General features: G+C 46.2%; 24 protein-coding genes. 17 read left to right on the forward strand and 7 right to left on the reverse strand.

Annotated features, from left to right (window positions below):
• Positions 1–46: 46 nt before the first annotated feature.
• Positions 47–1,594, forward strand: a complete 1,548-nt coding sequence (locus AC0VYE_RS06965) for an ABC transporter substrate-binding protein (RefSeq protein WP_076270980.1) — start codon at positions 47–49, stop codon at positions 1,592–1,594.
• A 134-nt stretch (positions 1,595–1,728) separates the two neighbouring features.
• On the forward strand, positions 1,729–3,312 hold the full coding sequence (locus AC0VYE_RS06970; protein WP_475446922.1) for an ABC transporter substrate-binding protein: 1,584 nt from the start codon (positions 1,729–1,731) through the stop codon (positions 3,310–3,312).
• 75 nt (positions 3,313–3,387) lie between these two features.
• Here AC0VYE_RS06970 and AC0VYE_RS06975 read toward each other — a convergent pair whose 3' ends face one another.
• A complete protein-coding gene (locus tag AC0VYE_RS06975) occupies positions 3,388–3,936 on the reverse strand; it encodes a C40 family peptidase (RefSeq protein ID WP_076270982.1) in 549 nt (182 codons plus the stop codon).
• A 262-nt stretch (positions 3,937–4,198) separates the two neighbouring features.
• Between AC0VYE_RS06975 and AC0VYE_RS06980 the strand changes: the two genes are divergently transcribed.
• The 6 genes from AC0VYE_RS06980 to AC0VYE_RS07005 all read left to right on the forward strand — a co-directional run bounded on the left by AC0VYE_RS06980 (position 4,199) and on the right by AC0VYE_RS07005 (position 8,252).
• A complete protein-coding gene (locus tag AC0VYE_RS06980) occupies positions 4,199–4,495 on the forward strand; it encodes a LiaF transmembrane domain-containing protein (protein WP_076271055.1) in 297 nt (98 codons plus the stop codon).
• A gap of 75 nt (positions 4,496–4,570) precedes the next feature.
• Positions 4,571–5,257 carry a PspA/IM30 family protein gene (locus AC0VYE_RS06985; RefSeq protein ID WP_076270983.1) on the forward strand — a complete coding sequence of 229 codons (687 nt, stop codon included), beginning with the start codon at positions 4,571–4,573 and terminating at the stop codon, positions 5,255–5,257.
• Positions 5,245–5,724 (forward strand): PspC domain-containing protein, encoded by a 480-nt coding sequence (locus AC0VYE_RS06990; RefSeq protein ID WP_441879401.1) that lies wholly within the window; start codon positions 5,245–5,247, stop codon positions 5,722–5,724. Before AC0VYE_RS06985 ends, AC0VYE_RS06990 begins: the two co-directional genes overlap by 13 nt.
• Position 5,725: 1 nt before the next feature.
• Positions 5,726–6,433, forward strand: coding sequence for a PspA/IM30 family protein (locus tag AC0VYE_RS06995; protein ID WP_076270985.1), 708 nt, complete (start codon positions 5,726–5,728; stop codon positions 6,431–6,433).
• 101 nt (positions 6,434–6,534) lie between these two features.
• Positions 6,535–7,521, forward strand: coding sequence for a sensor histidine kinase (locus AC0VYE_RS07000; protein WP_076270986.1), 987 nt, complete (start codon positions 6,535–6,537; stop codon positions 7,519–7,521).
• A gap of 80 nt (positions 7,522–7,601) precedes the next feature.
• Entirely contained in the window at positions 7,602–8,252 is a 651-nt protein-coding gene (locus AC0VYE_RS07005) for a response regulator transcription factor (protein WP_076271056.1), read from the forward strand.
• An 8-nt stretch (positions 8,253–8,260) separates the two neighbouring features.
• Here the strand turns inward: AC0VYE_RS07005 and mobB are convergent, their stop codons facing one another.
• The gene (mobB, locus tag AC0VYE_RS07010; protein WP_475446926.1) at positions 8,261–8,761 is read right to left on the reverse strand and encodes a molybdopterin-guanine dinucleotide biosynthesis protein B; all 501 of its coding nucleotides are present in this window, start codon (positions 8,759–8,761) and stop codon (positions 8,261–8,263) included.
• Between the two features lie 121 nt (positions 8,762–8,882).
• On the opposite strand from mobB, the gene AC0VYE_RS07015 reads away from it, so the two are divergent.
• Complete coding sequence (locus AC0VYE_RS07015; RefSeq protein WP_475446928.1) at positions 8,883–10,238, forward strand: molybdopterin molybdotransferase MoeA; 1,356 nt, start codon at positions 8,883–8,885, stop codon at positions 10,236–10,238.
• Positions 10,239–10,373: 135 nt separating this feature from the next.
• Here the strand turns inward: AC0VYE_RS07015 and AC0VYE_RS07020 are convergent, their stop codons facing one another.
• Positions 10,374–11,150: a hypothetical protein gene (locus AC0VYE_RS07020; RefSeq protein WP_076270988.1), complete on the reverse strand. Its 777-nt coding sequence runs from the start codon at positions 11,148–11,150 to the stop codon at positions 10,374–10,376.
• A 139-nt stretch (positions 11,151–11,289) separates the two neighbouring features.
• Positions 11,290–11,658 (reverse strand): hypothetical protein, encoded by a 369-nt coding sequence (locus AC0VYE_RS07025; protein ID WP_475446930.1) that lies wholly within the window; start codon positions 11,656–11,658, stop codon positions 11,290–11,292.
• A 181-nt stretch (positions 11,659–11,839) separates the two neighbouring features.
• Here AC0VYE_RS07025 and AC0VYE_RS07030 point away from each other — a divergent pair, with 181 nt between their 5' ends.
• The 8 genes from AC0VYE_RS07030 to AC0VYE_RS07065 all read left to right on the forward strand — a co-directional run bounded on the left by AC0VYE_RS07030 (position 11,840) and on the right by AC0VYE_RS07065 (position 21,658).
• On the forward strand, positions 11,840–12,679 hold the full coding sequence (locus tag AC0VYE_RS07030) for a YwmB family TATA-box binding protein (RefSeq protein WP_475446932.1): 840 nt from the start codon (positions 11,840–11,842) through the stop codon (positions 12,677–12,679).
• A 140-nt stretch (positions 12,680–12,819) separates the two neighbouring features.
• The gene (gene zwf, locus AC0VYE_RS07035; RefSeq protein WP_076270991.1) at positions 12,820–14,376 is read left to right on the forward strand and encodes a glucose-6-phosphate dehydrogenase; all 1,557 of its coding nucleotides are present in this window, start codon (positions 12,820–12,822) and stop codon (positions 14,374–14,376) included.
• 39 nt (positions 14,377–14,415) lie between these two features.
• On the forward strand, positions 14,416–16,002 hold the full coding sequence (locus tag AC0VYE_RS07040) for a peptide chain release factor 3 (RefSeq protein WP_076270992.1): 1,587 nt from the start codon (positions 14,416–14,418) through the stop codon (positions 16,000–16,002).
• Between the two features lie 159 nt (positions 16,003–16,161).
• Entirely contained in the window at positions 16,162–17,229 is a 1,068-nt protein-coding gene (locus AC0VYE_RS07045; protein WP_475446935.1) for an undecaprenyldiphospho-muramoylpentapeptide beta-N-acetylglucosaminyltransferase, read from the forward strand.
• Positions 17,230–17,423: 194 nt separating this feature from the next.
• Positions 17,424–18,458, forward strand: coding sequence for a LacI family DNA-binding transcriptional regulator (locus tag AC0VYE_RS07050; protein WP_475446937.1), 1,035 nt, complete (start codon positions 17,424–17,426; stop codon positions 18,456–18,458).
• A gap of 105 nt (positions 18,459–18,563) precedes the next feature.
• A complete protein-coding gene (locus AC0VYE_RS07055; protein ID WP_475446939.1) occupies positions 18,564–19,727 on the forward strand; it encodes a Gfo/Idh/MocA family protein in 1,164 nt (387 codons plus the stop codon).
• A 60-nt stretch (positions 19,728–19,787) separates the two neighbouring features.
• Positions 19,788–20,510: a ThuA domain-containing protein gene (locus AC0VYE_RS07060; RefSeq protein WP_076270996.1), complete on the forward strand. Its 723-nt coding sequence runs from the start codon at positions 19,788–19,790 to the stop codon at positions 20,508–20,510.
• A gap of 47 nt (positions 20,511–20,557) precedes the next feature.
• Positions 20,558–21,658 carry a Gfo/Idh/MocA family protein gene (locus tag AC0VYE_RS07065; protein ID WP_179089922.1) on the forward strand — a complete coding sequence of 367 codons (1,101 nt, stop codon included), beginning with the start codon at positions 20,558–20,560 and terminating at the stop codon, positions 21,656–21,658.
• Positions 21,659–22,163: 505 nt separating this feature from the next.
• On the opposite strand, the gene AC0VYE_RS07070 is transcribed toward AC0VYE_RS07065, so the two are convergent.
• The 3 genes from AC0VYE_RS07070 to AC0VYE_RS07080 all read right to left on the reverse strand — a co-directional run bounded on the left by AC0VYE_RS07070 (position 22,164) and on the right by AC0VYE_RS07080 (position 25,129).
• Complete coding sequence (locus tag AC0VYE_RS07070; RefSeq protein WP_475446941.1) at positions 22,164–23,030, reverse strand: glycine betaine ABC transporter substrate-binding protein; 867 nt, start codon at positions 23,028–23,030, stop codon at positions 22,164–22,166.
• A 67-nt stretch (positions 23,031–23,097) separates the two neighbouring features.
• Positions 23,098–23,934, reverse strand: coding sequence for an ABC transporter permease (locus tag AC0VYE_RS07075; RefSeq protein WP_076270998.1), 837 nt, complete (start codon positions 23,932–23,934; stop codon positions 23,098–23,100).
• Positions 23,921–25,129, reverse strand: coding sequence for a quaternary amine ABC transporter ATP-binding protein (locus AC0VYE_RS07080; protein ID WP_441879374.1), 1,209 nt, complete (start codon positions 25,127–25,129; stop codon positions 23,921–23,923). Before AC0VYE_RS07080 ends, AC0VYE_RS07075 begins: the two co-directional genes overlap by 14 nt.
• Positions 25,130–25,198 lie beyond the last annotated feature (69 nt).

Genomic DNA, 25,198 nt, shown 5'->3' on the forward strand with positions numbered 1-25,198 from the left:
GCCGATTTAGCATATAATCCAAATTTTTGAGGGAGGTCCACCCGCTATGAAGCAAGTTAAACAAAAAACATCGATGCTTCTTCTCATGCTGATGTCCATCGTACTGATTGTATCCGCATGTTCAGGAAACAACGGGAAAAACAACGCAGAGCCAACAAAAGCGCCAGCTGCCGAAACGGATAAACCAGTCACTACGGATGAAGAGCCGCCAGCATCAGATTTGAAGCCATATCAAGTTTCTCTCGTATATCCTGGTACACCGCAAACAGATGAGAAAAAAGTAGAAGAAGCACTCAATAAGCTGCTTACTGAAAAAATCAACGCAACGATTGATCTCAGGCCAATCGATTGGGGTGCATGGGATGATAAAATCAATTTGATGGTTGCTTCGAGGGAAGAAGTGGACATTGTGTTCACGGCGCAGTGGAATGGTCATGCTAAATATGTTGCCAAAGGCGCATTTCTGGATCTAGGTGACCTGATTGATAAATACGGTCAAGGCATTAAAGATTCATTAGACCCTGCGTTTCTGGAAGGGGCAAAAATTAGCGGCAAAAACTACGGTGTTCCAACGAACAAGGAGCTCGCAGCTGCTGGCGGAATCGTCTACCGCAAAGATGTTACCGATGAGCTTGGCATTGATATGAGCAATGTGAAAACACCAGAAGATCTTGATGCTGTATATGCCGTCGTTAAGGAGAAAAAGCCGGAACTAATTCCGCTGTATACAACGGCAGGCGCTTTCAACTCGCACTTCTTCGCCAATTACGACTTCTTGGGCGATTCAACGATTCCTGGCGCCATTCTTAAAGATAAAGACGATACTAAAGTGATGCCTATGGAGCAGCTTGACCGCTACAAGCAATATTTAAATCTGACTCGTGACTATTTCAAGAAAGGCTACATTAATGCAGATGCTGCGACTACACAAGTTGCTTCAGCAGACGCTTGGAAGGCAGGCAACGTATTCTCTACGATTGAGCCAATGAAACCAGGCAAGGACGCAGAGATTGCAAGCGCTTCTAACCTGACTGGGAAGCTTGCTCAAATCATGATGACAGAAAAAACAGTCGCCACATCTGAAACTGCTGGTTCGATGCTAGGTATCTCTTCCACTTCTAAGGATCCAGACCGTGCGATGATGCTGATTAACTTGCTTCATACTGACAAGGAAATCAATAACTTGCTTAACTTCGGTATTGAAGGCGACCATTATACACGCAGTGGAGAAATCATAACAGCTACAGGAAATACAGCTAACTATAACCCAGGCTCGGCTTGGATGTTCGGCAGTCAGTTCTTGAACTATGTTTGGAATACAGAGGACCCAGATAAGTGGGCCAAATTTAAAGAGTTCAACCAAAATGCGAAGGTTTCTCCAGGCCTTGGTTTCGTATTCGACAGCGAGCCAGTGAAATCGGAAGTTGGAGCATTGGCAAACGTAATCCGTCAATATCAAAGAGCGCTTGAAACAGGCTCGGTCGACGTCGATAAAACGTTAGCTGAATATGATAAGAAATTGAAGGAAGCAGGCGTTGATAAAGTGGTTGCGGAGAAACAAAAGCAATTTGATGCGTTCCTAGCCAGCAAGTAAACAACCTGTTGTTACGATCAATGAAACCCGCGCCTTCTAAAGGCGCGGGTTTTTCTTGCTTGCAATTTTTTGTGTATTCCTTACAATTAAGCTAACAAATGCAATTCATCCATGCAGTAGGGGGCTAAGCGGGTATGACTCGATCGAAGTACCATTTGATGCGTGCAAGGATGCTCCTGCTGACCTGCTTCTTTCTAATCATAGCTTGTTCAAATGAGTCAGGCACAGAACCGGCATGGAACAACAGTGAAGCCAAGAGCAAACTTGAAATCAATAATGAAAGCGTTTCAATGGATTCAGGAGAAATGGATGAAGCCGATAACTCTGACATTCTTCAATTAAAAGCGTATACGCTAAAGTTTGTATATACAGGTGCACCGCAGAAAGATGAAGAAGAAATAGAAGCGGCCATGAATGACTACTTATTAACGAAAATAAATGCAAAAATAGACCTTATTCCAATTGACTGGGGACCGTGGGACGATAAAGTCAATCTGATGATCGCATCACGTGAAAAGATTGATATTTTATTTACAGCGCAATGGAATAAACACGCGATTAATGTGTCAAAAGGTGCTTTTTTAGTCGTTGATGAGCTTCTAGATCAGTATGGCCAAGGCATTTTGCAATCGCTTGACCCTATATTTCTGGCAGGCGCCAAGATTGAGGGACATAATTATGCCGTTCCAACAAACAAGGAGCTTGCTGCGCAGGGAGGCATTATCTATCGGGCGGATATAGCTGAAGAGCTTGGAATAGATATGACTAAGGTGAAAAGTATAGAAGACTTAGATGAGGTTTATCAGATTGTCCGAGAGAAAAAGCCGGAGATCACCCCCCTTTATCTGAAGATGGGGGAATCGTTTAATACACATTACATTGGGAATTTTGATGCATTAGGAGATACATCGATTCCTGGGGTCATTTTGAAGGATGGAGAAAGCACTAAGGTTTTGCCTGCCTATGAAGTGGGCCGTTATATAGATACACTTCATATCACACGCAAGTTTTTTCAGAAAGGGTACATTAATAAAGATGCGGCTACGAATCAGACGATGAACAGCGAGGCGCTGAGATCCGGCGATGTTTTTTCAATAACTGGCGCATTAAAGCCCGGCAAAAGTGAAGAGCTGGCGATTCAGACGGGGATGATCGGAAAGCTTGCGCAGCTGCCGTTAAATGTGAAGACGATAGCAACGTCAGAGACCGCGGGGTCCATGCTGGCTATCTCTTCGACCTCACAAGATCCAGCGCGAGCGATGATGTTTATTAATCTGCTGCATACAGATGTTTACTTAAACAATTTATTGAACTACGGGATTGAAGGCAGGCATTATATAAAGGTTAGTGAGAATGTGATCAGGCCTACCGAGTATACCCAAAATTATAATCCAGGAACCACGTGGATGTTCGGCAATCAGTTTTTAAATTATGTATGGGAAAGTGAAGACCCAATGAAGTGGAATAGCTTCAAGCAATTTAACCAAGAGGCGAAAATTTCACCAGGTCTTGGCTTCGTATTTAATGGGGATACGGTAAGGGCTGAAGTAGCTGCGGTCGGCAATGTGGATAGGCAGTACCAAACTGCGCTTGAAACAGGATCTGTAGATGTGGATAAAATACTGCCCGAGTATATCGAGAGGCTGAAAGCGGCAGGTATCGAGAAAATAATAGCGGAGAAGCAAAAGCAATTCGATCAATTTCTTGCAAGCAAATAAGCTTCAAAGCTTATAAGTTGTGCCGGCCATGCGCTTTCGTAGCTGGACCGGCACTTTTTAATGATAAGAAAACGGCTAGAGCGCGCTTCCGCCAAAAACAAAACGGTATTCCCAGTGTGTATTGTCGATGTTGTCGATTCGTACGCCGCCGCTTTCCTTCGAATAAGTATCGAGCATTTTTCCATTGCCTAAATAAACGCCTACGTGAGTTATCGTTTGTTTTGACTTCGTTAAACGCGAATAACCTGCCGTACTGCTGCCGTGATAGGACATAAAGAACATGAGGTCACCGCGCTTTAGGTTTTTCCAGTCTGTTTGAATCGCTGAATTTTTCTTAATATAAGCTGCTTGCAGAGCAGAGGTAGAAGGAAGCGTTACGCCCGCTGCTTTTTCAAATATGTGTTTGGTGAAATCTGAACAATCAAATGTTTTCGTTGTGCTTCGATCAGAGCCGAACTCATAGGGTGTCCCTAAGTATTTCATTCCTGTTGCAATTATTTTCTCCACCGATGATGATGCTGCATAGACATGTCCATTTGTTTGGAAAGGAATGGTTCCAGTATTTAATAATACGGTAGTCAAAAAGCCAGCTACAATGAGTTTCTTAATCGAATAGTTTTTCATTGGCAGCGTATACACCTCCTGTGTGATAATAACGTAACACAGGGATATTAGTAGTTTAAGCTGTAAAATATGGGTATTAACCCGCATTTGACCCTAGAGGCGGGCTGCCCACTCGACCTAAGTCTAGTGAGAAAACCGCCGAAAGTCCGTTTTATAAAAGGAGAAATTGATCTAAACTAAGTACATAAGCAAGAGCAACACACGTAAGGCAAGAAAAGAAAAATGAATAAATTCTAATAGTCGAAAGGAGTTGGAAATGGAGATGAATGGAAAAAGCGCTTTGGGCGTGTTGCTTGTCATCGTCGGCAGTATCGCGGTACTTAATTTTGTCGGAGTTCATTTTGGTGCAATATTCGGATTTTTGCTCCCGTTCATACTAATCGGATTGGGGGTTGTCGGTTGGTCGAACAATAAGAAATGGATTGGCGGAATACTTATTGCAATCGGCGGCATGATGATTTTCGGTAAACTCGGCGGTATCATCTTACTGCTTCTAGCAATCGGCTTAATCGTTGCTGGTGTGAGCCTCTTTAAGAAAGACAAACGCAGAGCATTTTAGTTGCTGCGAATCATTATAAAATGTAAAGATAGATGAAGCTGGTTTTGCACCGCAAAACGTTAAGGAGGACATTGAATGAGCATTATGAAGCGAGTTCGCGACATTACTGTCGCTACATTAAATGAACGGCTTGAAAAATCAGAGGATCCAGTACGGTTGATTGATCAATTCCTCTGGTCGACAAGAGAAGATATTATCCAAGCTGAGAAATTATATCAGCAGTATGCAGGACATAGCAATCACTTGAAAGCACAATGGCTGCAAGCTGAAGAGCAAAAGGAACGCCGTGAAAATCAAGCGTTGACAGCTCTGAAGGCTGGCGAGGAGCAAATGGCAAGAATCGCATTGCATGAGAAAGCTAGCTGCGAAGAGCGTTCAATTCAATACCGTGAGCTGTTCGAGCAAAGCCGTCAAAACACGCTTGATCTTGAAGAACAGCTGCGCGAGATGCGCAGCGAATACCAATCGGTATATGACAAGCGTGAATATTATGCAGCTCGTATGGAATCACTAAGGCTTCAACAACGAATGAACGCTCGATATACGAGCGGCTTCGGTGATCAAGGCATTCAATCGGGTTCTGTGTTTAGAAAGCTGGAGGATCGTATAAGCGGCATGGAGCATGAAGCAAAGAGTCTTCGCGACATTCGCAAAATGGGTCAAGAATTCGTATCCGAAGCGGGCAACACCTTGCAATCGGTTATTGAACGAGAGCTTGAGCAGCTGAAACGTAAGCTTGAGAAAGAGGGATGGTCGTCTTGAAAAAACTGTATCGATCTTCTCGAGACAAAAAATTATTCGGTCTTTGCGGTGGATTAGCGGAAATGTTAAATGTGGATGCGACGCTGCTGCGGATTCTACTTATAGTCGTTACGATCTTCACAAGCGGAGCTGTTATTCTGATCTATATTATTGCAGGCTTGGTTGTTCCTAAAGAACCGCCGGTCTACTCCGGCTTCGGTCCAAACGGCTTTGGTAACGGAAATGGAAACGGTTATGGCGGAGGTTATAACCCAGGATTCGATCAACATACAAATTCGCCTTTCGGTGGTCCTTACAAAAACCCGCCGCAAGCGCCAGGCTCTTGGAGTGCACCGGCACCTTCATCCCAGCCTACAACATCTTCACAGTTCGATAGCATGATGGATGATTTGGAGAAAAAAGCACTACGTCGTGAAATTGAAGAATTGAAAGCCAAAATTGCTAAATACGAGAAGGGGGATTTTTAATATGGGAATTTTCAAACGCATGAAAGACATGACTAAGGCATCGGTAAATGAGGCATTGGACAAAATTGAAGATCCGATTATTATGTTAAATCAATACTTGCGTGACATGGAATCTGAAATTCATCAAGCTGAGGTTACAGTAGCTAAACAAATGGCGAATGAGCGCCGGATGAAGCAGCGCTTGGAAGAAACAGTACGCAGCGCGGCAGATCGTGAATCAAAAGCAGAAGCGGCTCTAAGAGCTGGACAAGAAGAACATACGCGCAAGCTGCTTGAAGAGAAGCTTTATTTTGACCAAAAGGTAACAGAATATACTGATTTGCATGCACAATCGAAGACACAGGCTGAGGAATTGATGCAACAGCTGCACGCAATGAAAGAAGAGTTCTACCAGCTTCGCAACAAGCGCAATGAGCTTGCTTCCCGTGCACAAGTAGCAAAAGCTCAAAAGCAAATGGCGCAATTGACCACTAATAACACGATTGATAGCGGTTCGGCATCACGCGGCTTCTACCGGATGGAAGAGAAAATTATGCAGCTAGAGGCTGAAGCAGATGTTTTGCGCACGCCTTACTCCTATAACAGCTCTTCGAACAGCTTTAATGCAGCAGATGCTGAGAAAAAGAATAAAGTGGATGAGCAGCTGCAAGCACTTAAAAACAAGCTAAACCCAACAACTTCATTAACAAAGGCTCCGACTGAGGAATAAGACTATAGGCTATGAAGGAAGCGGACCGTTTTGCGGTCTGCTCTTTCATATGTTTTTTGCTTCATCGTGGTTAAAATAGCGAAGAGAAGGAAGTGAGCCGTATGGAGCAAGGCAATAAGAGCGACCATTCGAATCATGCGGCCCGCAAGCGTCTTGTAACGGAAACGATATTGTGGCTGCTGATCATTGTCAGCTTGGTTGTTATCATATTGCAAGGAATCGGTTATGTTGATCTCTTCACGCTTCAAGGGAAATGGGCAATTATCGGACTAGCTTTCGTTGGCGCAGGTTTAGCGGCTGCTACATTAAACGGTTATTTGCAAAACTCCAAGCTAAAGGAATCGCTGAAGCGGCTGACCGAGCAGCAAAAAAAACGTCGATTTACAGTTACCTTAAGCAATGGGGAGACGACGGAAAACGAAATTTCAGAACAAGAGCAGGTTGATCCTAACTGGGCGAAGAAGGTCAAGTTCACCGCAGTAATCGAAGAGCGCCAGCGGCTTGCGCGCGAGCTGCATGATGCAGTAAGCCAGCAGTTATTCGCCATATCGATGACAGCGACTGCAGTAAGTCGAACGATTGAGCGAGATTGGGAGCGAGCCAAACGTCAGGTACAGCTTATTGAGGAAATGGCTGCTGTTGCTCAATCAGAAATGCGCGCGTTGCTGCTACATCTTCGGCCCGTCCACTTGGACGGAAAAAATCTGGGGCAGGCGCTTACTGTTCTAGTGGATGAGCTGAAGCAGAAAGTACCGATGAAGATTACACTTGAGGTTGATGATACGATCCTGCTTCCTCCTAATGCTGAGGATCATCTGTTCCGCATCGCTCAGGAGGCATTATCGAATACGCTTAGGCATTCGAAAGCGGAAAGCATGGATATCAAATTGCTTCAATTCGGCAACCAAGTACACATGAGTCTAAAGGACAGCGGCGTTGGATTTGATCTTGAGGCGAAGAAGCAAACGTCCTATGGCTTGCTGACTATGGAAGAGCGGGTAATTGAAATTGGCGGATCCCTGCAGATGATTTCGAGACCTGGCGAGGGAACTGTCATTGAAATTTGGGTGCCCACTGATGTTTCATAAGAGAATGTAATATAATTAGAGATAATGATGAGCTTTACGAAAAAATGAGGGCGGTGTAAGGTGTGGAAGCAACCCAGCAATTGAGTCGGCCTATAAAGGTTCTGCTTGTAGATGATCATGAAATGGTGCGCATCGGACTTGCAGCGGTGCTTGATACCGAGGATGGAATTGAGGTTGTCGGTGAAGCGAGCAACGGCATGGACGGCATTCGATTAGCACAGGCATACAGACCGGACGTTGTACTTATGGATTTAGTTATGGATGGCATGGATGGTGTCGAGACGACAGCAAAACTGCTCGAGTTGTACCCGGAATGTAAGGTAATTGTATTGACGAGCTATTTGGATGATAGCAAGCTCTACCCTGTTATTGAAGCAGGCGCATTCAGCTATTTGCTGAAGACGTCGCGAGCGACCGAGATCGCGGATGCGATAAGGGCCGCTGCTCGCGGACAATCGGTACTGGAGTCGCAGGTAGCAGCTAAAATGATGAATCGCTTCCGGCAGCCCAAGCAGCAGGAGCAGGCTCCGCTGCATGATGAGCTGACTGAGCGCGAGATGGATGTATTGAAGCGGGTTGCACAGGGACGCTCCAATCAAGAAATTGCCGACGAGCTGTTCATTGGAGTGAAAACAGTAAAATTTCATATTACGAATATTTTTAATAAGCTTGATGTGGATGATCGTACGCAAGCAGCCATTTATGCTCATAGACAAGGAATTGCCGAATAAGTGTAGGGCTACTGCTTAGCGGATATCGATAATACTTTTTGGTGTAGCTGCTCGATATCATCTACATCGATTACTGGGATGGACGGAGGAACTATTGTTCCAAGGCTGGCATCATTCCAAACCGCGGCTGCAAGAGGGTTTGGTACGCTGTGGAGCAGCTCGGAATCAACTGCAGTTCGAATCATAATGATTTTTGGGTATGAGGCATCTTTGAAACCTTCGATAAGAATAACGTCGGCCTCGGTCATTTGTGAAATTAACAGCTGAAGCGGTTCAGCATGCTGTTTCATAATTGCTGTGCGCTTTGAGGATGTGATAGCTGTTATATCAGCCCCTGCCTCTTGATGTCTCCATGTATCCGTCCCTGGTGTATCGATCTGAAAATCATGCGCGTCGCGTTTGATTGTCCCAACTTTATATCCTGCTTGTTTGAAGCGTTCTGTTAGCCGGCAAACCAATGTGGTTTTGCCGGTATTTTTGTATCCAACGATTTGAACGATTAATGGCATGGGCTTCTCCTTCATGGCGCTTGATGACCGTAATTGCCAATAGTTTAACATACATTGTAAAATGGATGCTGAACAAGCTGCCGAAGGTTACGTTAGGCGGCGAGATGAGCGGAGGTTGAATATGACTGAGAGTGGCGAAGCGAGCGGGAGTAGAGATATGGCTAATCGCGGTGAGGCGAGTGAGAGGAAACAGATGAGCCGGTTCAAACGGCAGGCTGTGAAGGTGGAAGAAGCGCAGCAGCGGCTGCTTGCTGCTGCGGATGGGCTAGCTCTCGGCAGCGAGCATGTGCCGCTGCGGGCTAGCGGCGGCCGATGGCTTGCGCAGACGATAGCTGCGACAAGCGACTGGCCGCCCTTCGCGCGCTCGGGCCTCGACGGCTACGCCGTGCGCGCGGCAGATATCGCGTCAGCGTCGCCAGGTACGCCGGCGACGCTGCGCGTGGTTGATTCGGTTGCAGCGGGCGAGCTCGCCCTTGCGACCGTGCAGAAGGGCACTGCCGTGCGCATCATGACTGGCGCGGCTGTGCCTATGGGGGCTGACGCGATCGTCATGCTTGAGCAGACCGCGGAAGCGATGCTGGCCGACGGCTCGCCGGCGGTGCTGATTAAGCACGCCGGCGCGGCAGGCCAGCACATTGCGCCCCAAGGCGAGGAGTTTTGCCTTGGGGGCGCGTTGGCTTGTCCCGGGACGCTTGTGCGACCGGGACATATTGCGCTGCTAGCCACCTTCGGCTATGCCGAGGTGGCGGTTGGCAAGCGCCCGCGCGTAGCGATATTTGCAACCGGCAGCGAATTGCTGGCGGTTGAGGCTCCGCTGGCGGCAGGACAGATCCGCGACAGCAACAGCTTTATGGTCGCTGCTATGGTGGAGCAGAGCGGCGGAGTAGCGGTTATGTGCGGATCATTGGAAGACAAGCCTGATGCCGTTGAGGCTGCTTTGGCGAGTGTATGGGATGATGTTGATTTGATTGTCACAACAGGCGGTGTATCTGTAGGGGACTTTGATGTCATGTCAGACATCATAAGGACGATAAAGAACAATAGGGTATCTGGCAGCGAAGATGGAAACCGGGTGCTCTTCGACAAAGTTGCGATGAGGCCGGGCAGTCCAACGTCAGCAGCAATGTTTAACGGCAAGCTGCTGCTCGCCTTGTCGGGCAATCCCGGTGCTTGTTTTGTCGGATTTGAATTATTCGTTCGTCCGGTGCTGCTGCGATTGCAGGGAGCAAGTAAAGCATTGCCTCGTAAAGTAAAAGCAAACCTGCGGACAGCTGTGAATAAGCCAAGTCCCCATGATCGTTTTGTGCGCACAACACTCATCAGCACGGAAGATGGAAGCCTGCATGCTGACCCGCTAGCCTTTTCCAAATCGAGTATGATGGCTTCCATTGCGGATGCAGAAGGATTAGCAATCATTCCATCAGGCTCGAGAGGAGCGGAAGCGGGTGATATCATTGAGGTCATTCTTATCCCTTAACATGGAATTTGATGAAAATAAAGGTTTTTATTATATAAAACGGGAGGATATAGCCGGAACGGAGCCGAATATATCACTTACATAGAGTGGCAAACAGCAGCTTTGCTAACGTAGCATGCTCCTTCGGATTTAACTTTAAAGAAACCGATTCAAGACTAATCCAACATATGGAATTGGCGAATAGGTTTGCATAGAACTGTAGTAAGCAGCGTAAGGAAGAGTTGATGTAAGAGGTGACTGGAGCAGATCAACGGCCTTATGCTGCTCGGCATAAGTAAGTGCATATTTTATGCCAGTAAGCATACCTTCTGATCCAAGCATTAGCCTCTGCATACGGCTGGAAGAGTACGACAGCTCTTGTTTTTGCTCCATATGGATGGTAGTTGGCAGCAAACTCTTGCTGATTTCGTTCTGAACAGAAATAAGGCTAGCTGTTCGATCTCTATTTTCTGAAGAAATGGTATAGGTAGAATCCGCAATCCACTTGCCGTTTGTTGTACTGCGTCGCAGTCCGATCTCCTCCGCTGCGGGATGCCTCAAAGCCAGCTCAATACTCTCCCACAGCTCTGGTTTCAAATCATCAGCATGTGCTCTGTAATGATCCTCCAACTGATTGAGCACCGCAGTAAGGCGATGCAAGCTGCCTGCAATTGGCTTGTCCGTGTACAATTCGTTACTTAATTGCTTGTTTATCTGCTCAATGTCGGACTGCGCCTTTTTAGCCTTACTAAGCCAAGAAGCAGCACTGTTTGCAGCTTGCTGGAAATCGCGCGTTAAGCTTTTGTTATATTCTGGGGCTTGCTGAGCCTCGCCATCCCGATAAGGATAATAAGCATAAGGGCTAACGGCTTGTACGGTGGAGTATGCATAGGATCGTTCTATGCCTCGAATGGAACGTATCGATGTGCTCATTAGAAAACCCCTTTCTCACTCCATTGGTATATGTTGTGTCAGCGTACTATAAGGTGATTAAAAAGACTGGCGAAAGCTGTCAGCAGCATCAATTAAATAAAAAAGCGGCGCATCTCCGCTGAGCTCGCCGCTTTGCCATTTACAGCAATAGAAACAAGAATGCGATTGATGCCAAATCAAGAGCGAGCGCTTCGCCCCATGGATTATAAGGCCGTTCTCCATAATAGTAAGGATCATAAGGGTAAGCCTGCGTTTGAACTTGCGTTGAAGCGGATTTATGAGCCATCTCTTTTTTACCTTTACCGCCTTTTTTGTTTTTTGAAACTTGCGGCTTTGCATTTGCGGTCGCGGCTTCCGTCTCGCTGGAGCCTGCGTTTAAATGCAATCTGCCGCTCTCGCAGGAGCTAAGTATGCCAAAGTGACGCATGCCGTCATTCATAATCACACATACTGGATACCCGCAAAAACGACTGACGACTTCTTCGTGCAATGGATAAATGCGTTCCATTTGCTGATGACACCTCCAAAGTGTAATTGGAATAAAGCGCTTGAGCGTGTTGTATTGGCATTTTGCTATGAGAGGGTAGACTCAAAGCATTTATTCCAGCATTCCTGCAACCAGTGTATTCACCTACAGGCAAACGTGTATGGATGTTTACCCATTTGGAAGAGGACAGGAGTGAATAATAATGTATATTCCGAAAAACACACCTCCCGCTCGCCACCGTATGTCAGCAAAGCAGCGAGCCAAACAAACGAAGGTTGGGATCATACTAGCGATGCTCGTGATTTTGATATGTGCAGCATGGGCGATGTGGCAGGCCGACAGGGAACCGAAGGAAGCAACTTCAGCGGAACAGCTTCTTCAGCATGATTTGGGAGAGCTGTGGTTATGGAGCGACGACCAAATGAAAAGCAGCTCTGAGGGAGCGCAGTGGTCGATTCGATGGAATGTAACGGGCAAGGAAGGAGCCATGGAGGAGCTTACTCAGCAAATGTTTTCACAGGAACCGGGAAAAGCTAGCAGCATACTGGTGCAGAACCAGAATGAGGGCAAAACAGTCACTGGCGTTATCCCGTCATACGGCGGACAAGTTTCAATTAGTCTCACGCAGATAGACAGCAATGGCGAGCAGCTTATGGTTATATTAGAAACTAATCCAACAGAAATGACCAAAAAAAATAAGCTGTTGCAAGTGACAGCAGAAATTTCCGCGCAGATCGCACGTATTTCCCCTGCGTTTACGACGAGTATGAAAGTACAAGGTTATACGAAAAATAGTCAAGCCATTCAGCGTTTGGTTAGGCTGACAGATGCCAAAGCAGTGGATCACTATGAAGATAAAGGCACGACAAGCGACATGTTTTATACCCGAATGCTGCATTCAGCCATCACCGTTGAAAATGGGAAAACAGCCAATCTTCAAATCGCTTTGCATAAAGAGACAAATACGGATCAAACGGCATTGACGATCGGTGTGCCTGTCATTACGGGTGAATACAGTGCCAATGCGACAGCGAGCCCATAGATGGGTATACTTTGATTAGAATTAGTAACGGATCTTATCAGTATTTTTTATGACATGTTGAATAGCGAATTAAAGTTGAATATGCTAAACTACATATCATGTAAAGTTGTATAAAAATACATAGGGAAAGAATGAGGCAAATGACATATAATAATAATCTTGAATCCGTCTCTGCAGAAGGTGCTGTATATTACCTCTTCGGAGCAACGGGCGATTTGGCTCGGCGCAAGCTGTTTCCAGCCCTTTTCAGTTTATATAAAGAAGGCAAGCTCACGGAAAACTTTGCCGTCGTTGGTCTAGCAAGACGTCCTCGTACGAATGAACAATTTCGTGCTGACCTTTATGAATCTATTGTAGAGTTTTGTCGTTACAAAGCGGACGATGCTGAGCTTTGGAATCGTTTTGCAGAACATTTCGTATATATGTCACTCGATATTAACGATGTAGAAGGCTTCCGCGAGCTTAGCAAATTGTCTGAGCAGCTTGACGTGAAGTTCAACATTCCGGGTAACCGTCTTTTTTACTTGGCCCTTGCGCCTTCACTTTTCGGTCCGGTATCATTCAATTTGCGCGACGGCGGATTGCTTGAATCAAACGGTTGGCATCGCGTCGTAATCGAGAAGCCATTTGGCTACGATCTTCCATCGGCTCAGAAGCTGAATGAGCAGATTAACCAAGTGTTTAAGGAAGAAGAAATATACCGTATCGATCATTATCTAGGCAAGGAAATGGTTCAGAACATTCAAGTTATTCGTTTTGCTAATGCTTTTTTTGAGCCTTTGTGGAATAATAACCATATTGCCAATGTTCAGATTACATTATCCGAAACGGTTGGCGTTGAGGATCGCGGAGGCTATTACGACAAATCGGGAGCTTTGCGCGACATGGGTCAGAACCATATGCTGCAAATGCTAACGATGATTGCTATGGAGCCGCCAAGCCGCTTGCACGGAGAAGATATTCGTGACGAGAAGGTAAAGGTGCTTCGTTCACTGCGCAATTATACGTCAAGTGATGAGGTTCGCTCGCACGTCGTACGCGGTCAATACAGCGAAGGCAGCCATCATGGCAAAGAACTTCCGGGATACCGCCAAGAGGATTCTGTTGGCGAGGACTCCACGACTGAAACTTATTTTGCTGCCAAAGTATTAGTGGACAACTTCCGCTGGGCTGGCGTGCCTTTCTATATTAGAACGGGCAAACGTCTACCTGTAAAAACAACGGAGGTCGTCATCGAGTTTAAATCGATGCCGCAAAATGTTCTATTTGCCCAGCGTCATGATTTGGCGCCGAATTTGCTCGTTATTCGCGTAAACCCGCTTGAGGGCATATATATTAAAGTAAACGCAAAGACACCTGGTCAAAACAATTCGGTACAGCCAGTTGCCATGGAGTTCTGCCAAAGCTGCCAAATCGGCTTAAATACGCCTGAAGCGTATGAGCGCCTCATTCATGATGCGGCACGCGGCGACTCCACTTACTTTACGCGCTGGGATGAAGTATCCCAAGCTTGGGCTTTCGTGGATCGTATTGCACAAGCTTGGCGTGAAGAGAAAAGTGATTTGAAGCTGTATCCAGCGGGATCATGGGGTCCAGAAGCTGCGGATGAAATGCTAAAAGAAGATGGTTTCCATTGGTGGCCGGTTAACGGACAAGAGGAAGATAACGTCATTTGGGTTTCGAACAGCGGAAAATAATCGCTGCCGCATACCTTACGTAATGAAGGGAAGACAAGCATGAGCCAATCGTTAAGTGAAGAAATTAAACAGGAAGTAGATAAGCGCCGTACATTCGCGATTATCTCTCACCCGGATGCAGGAAAAACGACCCTCACTGAGAAGCTCCTCCTATTCGGAGGAGCCATTCGGCTTGCAGGGTCAGTTAAGGCGCGCAAAGCGAGCCGTCATGCAACATCCGACTGGATGGAAATTGAGAAACAACGTGGTATCTCGGTAACGTCCAGCGTAATGCAGTTCGATTATCTAGGACATCGCGTTAACATTCTTGATACGCCTGGTCACCAAGATTTCAGTGAGGACACGTATCGTACGCTTACCGCAGCCGACAGCGCCGTCATGCTTATTGACGTTGCCAAAGGTGTCGAGGCACAAACGATCAAGCTGTTCCAGGTTTGCCGCAAACGCGGCATTCCGATTTTTACTTTTATTAACAAGCTAGACCGTGAAGGGCAAAGTCCATTTGAATTAATGGAGGAGCTTGAGCGTGTCTTAGGCATTCGCGCTGTTCCAATGAACTGGCCAATCGGCATGGGACGTGAGCTTTGCGGTGTTTATGACCGAATGAAAACACAGGTCGAGCTATTCCAAGGAAATGACCACTCGACAATCGAGGTTCGTCCCGTTAGCGACTATAATGATCCTGTCATTCGTGAGATGGCTGGAGATTATTTAACAGATCAGCTTATTGGTGATCTTGAGCTGCTGGATGTCGCTGGTGATCAATTTGATTTCGAGAAAGTGCAAGCGGGTGAACTGACGCCTCTTTTCTTCGGAAGCGCGGTTAATAACTTTGGCGTGCAAACTTTTCTAGAAAACTTCCTTCAGCTGGCTCCTAAGCCGACGTCGCGCAACAGTACGACAGGTCAGGTTGATCCGACGAATGAGAAATTTACAGGATATGTTTTCAAAATTCAAGCGAATATGAACCCGGCCCATCGTGACCGAATTGCTTTCCTTCGGATTTGCTCCGGCAAATTCGAGCGCGGAATGAGCGTTCGTCATGTGCGTAATGGCAAGGACATTAAGCTTGCGCAGCCGCAGCAGTTTCTAGCGCAAGACCGTGATATCGTGGATACGGCGTATCCGGGCGATATTATCGGTTTGTTTGATCCAGGCATTTTCCGAATCGGCGATTCATTATCACAAGGCGGCGAAGTTGTGTTCGATGAGCTTCCAACGTTCTCGCCTGAAATTTTTGCTAAAGTAACCGTTAAAAATGCGTTGAAGCACAAGCAGTACCAAAAGGGCATTGATCAGCTCACGGAGGAAGGCACGATTCAAGTGTTCCACTCCACAGGCAACTTCGACGAGACAATTCTCGGCGTTGTTGGTCATTTGCAATTTGAGGTATTTGAGCATCGAATGAAAGCGGAGTACGGCGTAGATATTCAATTGCACCGGATGCAGTTCCAATTTGCCCGCTGGATCGTTGATGATAATATTGACCCTAGCAAATTCCGAATCAATACGACGCTCGTAAAGGACAAGAAGGGCAACTATGTCGTCTTGTTCGAGAACGAATATGCGATGCGTACGGCAGTAGACAAGAATCCAACGTCTAAGTTTCTGGAAACTGCGCCTTAAGGGTAGGGATATAGGCACGTTTAAAGCATCCTCGGCCAATCGCGCAGCAGCGCTTGCGGCTGGGGATGCTTTTTATATCCATCTCCTTGAATTTCAGTGCTAAAACGAATCTTTACCCGTATAATAAATGGATAAAAAACGATAGGTGGCTAGTCATTCATGAAAACAATCATGTTCACCGGGGGAGGCTCAGCCGGACACGTTACCGTTAATATGGCCTTGATCCCGCATTTTTTGGAAGAGGGCTGGTCAGTCCAATATATCGGATCGGAGAGCGGTATTGAAAGGCAGCTTATCGCAACGATTCCAGAGGTTAAGTATTTTCCGATATCGACGGGAAAGCTGAGAAGGTACATGGATATTCAGAACATTAAGGACCCGTTCAAGGTAGTAAAAGGTCTTTATCAAGCTTATCGCCTCATTAAGCAAAATAAACCGAACGTCATCTTCTCCAAAGGCGGATTTGTATCCGTACCTGTCGTTATTGGCGCATGGCTAAACAAGGTGCCGCTGCTTATTCATGAATCCGATCTGACGCCGGGTCTCGCCAATCGGCTATCGATTCCTTTTGCTACAGGAGTATGTACGACTTTTCCTGAGACGGGCAGCATGCTGAAGGCAGATAAAAGCAGGCATGTAGGGGCAGTTATACGTGAGGAAGTGAAGCAGGGCAACGCGGATAGAGGCAGAACCTTTTGCGGATTTACTAAAAACAAACCTGTCATCTTAATTATGGGTGGAAGCTTGGGTGCACGCAAAATTAATCAGGCGGTCAGACAGTCATTAACAAGCCTTACCAAAAACTTTCAAATCGTTCATCTCTGCGGTAAAAATCAAGTTGACCCATCGCTTGCTATGCCTGGCTATAAGCAATTCGAATTTGTGAATGAGCAATTGCCGGATGTTTTGGCGATGACGGACCTTGTGATTTCACGAGCAGGCTCTAATTCCATATTTGAATTTTTATCTTTAAAGAAGCCGATGCTGCTTATTCCTCTAACACGGGAACAGAGCCGAGGCGATCAAATTTTGAATGCTCAGTCATTTGAGAAATCGGGTTATGCCGACGTTTTGTATGAAGAGAAGCTGACGGCAAGCACGCTTGTTGAGAGCGTCGAGCGTTTGTACCAAAACCGTAAATCCTATATCGATAGGATGAACATGAGTGAGGAAGCAAATGCGCTGTCCGCTGTTTTTGAATGGATTAATGAAATAGCGAAGAAGTAAGTAACTGCAAGAGACAACGAGAAAAAACGATCTGGGACGCCGATGCAAGCGTTCTGGATCGTTTTTTTGTAAAGAGGGCAACGATAGAAAAATATGCAAAAAGTTTATTGACGCTAAAACGTTTTCATGCAATAATGTACGCGTGTACATTGAAATGAAATGACAACTTAGCATATTAGTTTTTCAGGAGGAAAATGATTATTAGCAGGAAAGAAGTTGCGAAACTAGCTGGTGTTTCAGAGGCGACTGTTTCGAGAGTGATGAACAGCGTCGGCCCTATCAAAGAGGAAACGCGTGAACGTGTATTACAAGCCGCGGCTGAGCTTGGATACGTACCGAATGCGCTTGCTCAGCAATTTGCTCGAAGGAAGAGCGGGAATATTGGCGTCATATTGCCATTCGTGCCCAAAGTTCATTTGTTTTCCACTTACTATTTTTCGGAAATATTAAGTGGAATCGGTGAAACAGCGAAGCGCTGCGGCTATGACCTGCTTCTTATTTTTAGAGAACCTGATGGGGCGAGAGATTACGCTAAGCTATTTCGCACGCATAAGATTGATGCTTGTATCGTTTTAGGCTCACAAAATGTGCCTGAGGAAAGAGCCGCCCTTGCTGAGCTGAAGGCTGAGAACTTTCCTTTCTGCCTTGTGAATCAGCGGTTTGATGCGGAGCATTATCGTACAGTCGATGCTGATCATGTTTCAGGCAGCAAGGCAGCCGTATCGCATTTGTTGAGTCAGGGCAGCCGCAGAATTGCTTTTGTTAACGGCCCGCTGCAATATTCCAATAGTGCCGATAGGCAGGAAGGCTACAAAGCGGCTCTAATGGAAGCGGGACTTGCTTATGAGCCTAGTCTAATCTATCACGGTAATTATAGCCGAAAGAGCGGAGCGGAGCTCGCGGAGCAATTGGCGGAAAAAATTAAAGAAGGCAATATCGATGCGGTATTTGCGGCTAATGATCGAATGGCAATCGGCCTGATGCAGCGCTTGCGGGAACTGGGAGTTGAAGCTGGCGAGCATTATGCGCTAGTTGGATATGATGACTCGGACGGCTCGCGCATTATTAGTCCAAGGCTTTCTACCGTTGCTGTTCCTTTCTATGAGATGGGTAAGCTTGCAGCTGCTAGATTGCTGGACCCGGATCAGAAAACGGAAACGACAGATTCACAAACAGATGTTTTACCGGTCAGCCTGATCACAAGAGAAACGTCAAGACTCAAACGTTAAATCCTGAATACGAGTTTTTCTGCTCCATTCTATTTCAATTGCGGGACGCGATCTTATCGCTTAGAGGCAGCATAAGGCGTTTACGCTTAAGAGAGGCGGATTTTTATGGATAAAGTAAGAGTTGGCATGGTTGGTTATAAGTTTATGGGGAAGGCACATAGCAACGCATACCGCGCGCTTCCGATGTTTTTCGCGAATGCGATTAAGCCGGAGATGACGGCCATTTGTGGTCGCGATCCAGAAGGCGTTGAGCAAGCACGGTCACAATTCGGCTGGGAAAGTGCTGAAACGGACTGGAAAGCACTCGTTAACCGTGAGGATATTGATCTGATCGATATTAATGCACCAAGTGATGCACATAAGGCTATCGCTCTAGCAGCAGCGGCAGCTGGCAAACATATCTTTTGTGAAAAGCCGCTGGCGCTTACTCTCGAAGACTCCCGTGAAATGCTTGATGCTGCAGAAAAAGCAGGCGTGAAGCATATGGTAGGTTTTAATTATCGATTTGCACCTGCTGTACAGCTTGCCAAAAAGTTGGTGTCAGATGGCAGGCTCGGTGAAATCTATCATTTCCGTGCTGTGTTTTTGCAAGATTGGATTATCGATCCGAGCTTCCCGCTCGTATGGCGTCTTCAGAAGGAAATTGCAGGCTCCGGCTCCCATGGTGATTTAGGAGCACATTTGATAGATATGGCGCGTTTTCTCGTTGGAGAATTCAATGAGGTTATCGGCATGAGCGAAACTTTCGTTAAAGAGCGTCCGATTGCTTCAGCTATGACAGGCCTCAGCGCAAAGGGAAGCGAGGGTGGACCGCTCGGAGAAGTAACAGTGGATGATGCAACCATGTTTATGACACGCTTTGCTAACGGAGCGCTGGGCAGCTTTGAGGCGACTCGCTTCGCAGCCGGCCATCGCTGTACGAACGCTTTTGAAATTAACGGCAGTAAAGGAAGCATCAAGTTTGATTTTGAGCGGATGAATGAGCTTCAAGTCTATTTCACCGATGATGCTGAGGATGTTCAAGGCTTCCGCCGCGTACTCGCAACCGATCCATCGCATGCGTATATGGACGCTTGGTGGCCAGCTGGACATACCATTGGGTACGAGCATACGTTTACACATGAAGTGCATGAGCTGATGCAAGCTTTTGCTGAAGATCGTCAGCCTGTACCGAACTTTGTAGATGGCGTGAAATGCCAAGAGGTTCTGGAGGCGGTAGATCGTTCGATTGCAGAACGCCGCTGGGTAGCAATTAGCGAATTATCGTAAGCCATATAGGGTTATTAGTTAGGAGATTACTTAGCGCTTGGAGAGAGGCAGGAGAAGGTAATGAAAAAAGCACTAATCGTATGGGGCGGCTGGGATGGACATCAGCCGAAAGAGGTAGCAGAAATTTTTCGTGAGGTGCTTGCAGCTGAGGACTTCGAGGTAGAGGTGTCCGACACATTGGAAGCATTTGCGGATGCAGAAAAACTGTTGGGACTTGATCTTATCGTACCCGTTTGGACGATGGCACGGATCGAGCAGAAGCTTGTCGATAATGTATCCGCAGCTGTTCAAAGCGGCGTAGGTTTGGCAGGATGCCATGGCGGAATGTGCGATGCGTTCCGTGAAAATGTAGACTGGCAGTTTATGACCGGCGGACAATGGGTAGCTCACCCAGGCAATGACGGGGTTGAATATACGGTTAATATTAATAATTCATCCAGTCAGCTGACAGAAGGCATTGAAGATTTTGTTGTAAGCTCTGAGCAATATTATTTGCATGTGGATCCGGCAGTTGAAGTGCTGGCGACAACACGTTTTCCGCTGACACCGGGACCGCATTCCCTCAACAAGGCAGTCGATATGCCGGTTGTATGGACGAAGCGCTGGGGTGTTGGACGCGTATATTACAATTCGCTTGGCCATCAAGCTAATATTATCGAGATTGAAGCGGTGAAAGAGCTTATGAGACGCGGCTTCTTGTGGTGTGCTGAAGGTAAAGCAAATGCGCTGGCAGCAGGCAAAACAGCTTCTGCTTATAGCGGTATGGCAGATAATCAGTTGTAAATCGCAATCATAATAATCTTAGGATATGAGAAGAGGGACTAGAGATTATGGAAAAGATCAAAGCAGGCATTATAGGAACAGGCAATATTAGCGGCATCTATTTTGAAAACGGCAACCGTTTTGATGCTTTGCAGGTTGTAGCTTGCGCAGACTTAGATGTGGAGAGAGCCAAAGCAAAAGGCGAGCAGTTTGGCGTTCGCGGTTGTTCGGTTGAGGAGCTGCTTGCTGATCCGGAAGTTCAGATGATAATCAATTTGACGATCCCGCAAGCGCATGCATCGGTATGCTTGCAAGCTCTTGAAGCAGGCAAACATGTTTATGTTGAGAAGCCTTTTGCAGTTACTCGTGAAGAAGCGCAGCAGGTACTTGAGCTTGCTGAGAAAAAAGGTCTTTATGTAGGAAGCGCGCCTGATACATTCCTTGGCGGCGGCATCCAAACGAGCATTAAGCTGCTTGAGGATGGTTGGATTGGTACGCCAATTGGCGCGACTGCATTCATGGTGTGCGGCGGGCATGAATCATGGCATCCGGCTCCTGAATTTTATTATCAAAAGGGCGGCGGCCCGATGTTTGATATGGGACCATACTATTTAACCGCGCTTGTAGCGCTGCTTGGACCGATCACTCGTGTAACGGGTTCGGCACGTATCTCCTTCCCAGAGAGAACGATTACAAGCAAGCCGAAATACGGTCAGCAGGTAGAGGTTGAAGTACCAACTCATATCGCTGGAGTGATGGACTTTGCATCGGGTCCTATCGGAACATTGCTCACAAGCTTTGATGTGAAAGGCGGCTCAACGCTTCCTCGAATCGAAATATATGGCAGCGCGGGCACACTTCTTGTCCCAGATCCAAACGGGTTTGGCGGTCAAATTAAAATTTGGCGTGCGGGCTCAAACGAATGGTCAGATATTCCGCTTGCTTACGGATACACAGAGAACGCTCGTGGTGTCGGTGCAGCAGACATGGCCAAAGCGATTCAAACCGGTCGTAAGCATCGCGCTAATGGCGAGCTTGCTTATCATGTACTCGAAGCTATGCATGGCTTCCATGACGCGTCGGAACAAGGCGTGCATTATGTTATGAAAAGCACTTGTGAGCGCCCAGCGCCATTGCCGCTTGGTTTGCAGCCATTCTGCTTGGATTAATAAAGGCTGAAGAGCATTAACGGCTAGAATGTAAAGCCATTAATAAATAACTTTAAAAAAGAGCTGTCCCAAAAGTAGATGTATCTACGATTGGAACAGCTCTTTTTGATGGAGCTAAGGCAGAACGATGTTCTTACCTTATCAAACCTATAGCTAACGAACCCAGCAGGTCTTATTCAAGCCATTCGTAATGGAATTAAATTTTAACGAACTCCAGAATCGTTATTTCGAGAAAACTAGCGCGGAACACCATGTAAAACATGATATAACGTTTATCAGGTTCGTTAAAATGAAAGAAGAGTCGTTTTCTTCACGATAAGCATGATACAGTTCGTTAGAGAAATGATTAAGGTATTATGCAATGTCGGCGAGAGCAATAATTGAATCCGCCGGGAATAGCCTTTGATGCGCTATTTTTTCATGCTCTCCAACATTTTGTCCAAAGTGACCTATTGATCCATCGAAGTTGACTACTTTTGAGACAGCTTCTTTCGAATGTTGACTATTATTTTATCCAAGCTGCAACCTTGTCAGGATTTTGCTCAACCCATGCTTTGGCAGCTGCTTCTGGCGTCTCGCCTTCTTGGATTTTGATCATAACGGAAGCCATATCATCTGGCGTCCAATTAAACTGATCGAGGAATGCATAAGCTTCAGGCAGATCATCCTTTAGGCCTTGACGGGCGATTGTATGAATTTGTTCGTCTCCGCCATATACATTTTTAGGATCTGCCAAATATTTCAGCTCCATCTTGGCGAACATCCAGTGCGGTGTCCAGCCTGTCACAACAATCGGCTCTTTGTTAGCATAAGCCTTCTCGAGCTGCTGAGTCATTGCTGCGGAGGAGCTCTCAAGCAGCTTCCATTTATCTCGGAGATTATATTGATCTAATACTTTTTCTGTCGACATCATAAGACCGGCACCCGGCTCAATACCGATAATCGTATGATCTACTTCAGCGCCAACGGCATCATTAAGCTCGTCAATGCTGTTAACATCCATATATTTAGGAACGACTAGACCAATTTTTGTTCCTTCAAGATTTGGTCCTAGATCATCAAATTTACCGTTATATTTCTCGATGTACGAAGCATGTGTTGTAGGAAGCCAAGCAGCTACCATCGCATCTGCACTGCCGTCAGAAATACCAGCCCACATAGGCCCCGCATCAACTTGCATCATATCAACTTTGTAATTAAGCTTCTGCTCAAGTACTTCCTTCACAACATACGTGCTCGCTATCTCAGAATCCCAAGCCACGTAAGCAAGCGTTACTTTCTTCTTAGCGCCTTCATTGTTTGAAGAGCATCCAGCGACTAAAGCCATGGTCATAACAGCAGCAATAATTACACTCATTTTATTAAATTTCAAAAAATCACTCCTCAAATTTTGCGCAGCAAACTAACATCGAGCATGCGCTTAACGTTTATAAATTAGTTTAGGTGGTTTTGCTTTTACGAATAATTTGTTGGGTCAGTCGGTCTAAAATAATGGCTAATATAACAATGGCAAGACCAGCTTCAAATCCAACGCCGGTATTTCCTTGCGTGACTGCACGATATACATAAGCTCCTACGCCTTGAGCACCAATCATGGATGCAATGACGACCATCGATAGTGACAACATAATGGTCTGGTTAATGCCGGCCATAATGGTTGGCATGGCAATAGGAAGCTGCAGCTTGAACAATTTTTGCGTTGGCGTAGAGCCGAAGGCATCTGCTGCTTCTACTAATTCGGCAGGGACTTGGCGAATGCCAAGATTCGTTAATCGTATCGTTGGCGGGATTGCAAAAATAATCGAAGAGATCACGCCAGGAACAACACCCAAGGAGAAAAACGTTACAGCTGGGAGCAAATAAACGAAGGCTGGCATCGTCTGCATAAGATCAAGCAGTGGTGTAATTATTTTTTGGAAATTGGTGTAGCGAGCACACAAAATTCCAATAGGAACGCCAATCAGCACGGATATGAAGGCTGCAGTCAAAACGAGAGCTAGTGTCTGCATCGTTTGGCTCCATAAGCCGAGGTTTTCTATGATTAACAATCCGATAAGTGTGAATATTCCCATTTTCCACTTGCCGATGAGCCAAGCCAAAATAGTGAATATCAAAATAAGCACTAGCGCTGGAAACCAATTGAGAGCGACATCCAAGCCATTTACAGTTTCGCCGACAACTGTGCGTATTAATTTGAAAAAAGGGTCGAAATGAGCTTCAAACCAAGCCTCCAGCCATTCGATCCAGTCAGCTAATGGGATTTTAGGTAGATTCAATACGTTCACCAGCCTCTAATACGGAATTTCCAGCTAATGCGGCTAGAACCGCGCCCTTGATGACGATGCCTTTAAGGCGCCCGTTTGCATCAATAATGGAAATGGGGAATTTCGAATTACTCATTAATTCAAACAACTCATTAAGCAGCGTATCCGGCTGTGCGAATGGCGCTTCTCGCTCCATTGCATCTTCAAGCTTTTGGCCGTTTTTAATTGCATTCGCTGCTTCTTCTGCCGTTATAACGCCAAGCAGGCGCATACCTTTGTCGACAACGTAAAGGCTCGATACTCCGCGGTCACGCATAAATTGCAAAGCAACACGCGGACCTTTCTCGATCGTTATCGTTTCAGGCTTAATCATGACATGTGATGCTGTAAATACTTTGGATAAATCAACGTCCTCGACGAAACGCTCAACATATTTGTTCGCTGGCTGCATCAATATTTCTTCAGGTGATCCAATTTGGACGATGCTTCCATCCTTCATCAAAGCGATTTGATCACCGATCCGCAGTGCTTCGTTTAAGTCATGGGTAATGAAAACAATTGTTTTCTTCATTTTGGATTGAAGCTCAAGCAGCTCATCCTGCATATCCTTCCGAATTAAAGGATCGAGTGCGCCAAATGCTTCATCCATAAGCAGAACATCCGGATCGTTGGCAAGTCCTCTTGCGAGTCCAACGCGCTGCTGCATACCGCCGCTTAATTGGTCAGGATAGCTGTCTGCCCATCCTTTTAATCCAACAAGCTCTAGCGAATGCATCGCCATTTCTCTGCGTTTTTTCTTATCGATGCCCTGTACCTCTAGTCCGTATTCAATGTTTTGAATAACGGTGCGATGCGGAAACAGTGCGAACTTCTGAAATACCATACCTACATTTTTTCTTCTAAATTGCCGCAGCTGCTCTGGTGACATCTTAAGTACATCTGTCCCGTTAAACAGGACTTGACCTAGAGTAGGTTCAATTAATCGATTGAGAAGACGTACAAGTGTCGACTTGCCGCTACCGGACAAGCCCATAATAACAAATATTTGTCCCTCTTCAATCGAGAAATTTGCTTGGTTCACCCCAACCGTAAGCTTTGTTTCTGCAAAAATTTTCTCTTTAGACCATCCTTTATCCAGCAGCGGGATCGCCTTTTTCGGATCTGTCCCGAAAATTTTGGTCAGCCTCTTGGCTTCTATAATCGCCATGTTGTGCCCCCTTTGGAATATTTCGACTCCCATAAGTTTAGTTGGTTATGTTTGTTATGGTCAAAAGGC

Source organism: Pristimantibacillus sp. Z349TD_6, from assembly GCF_056173205.1.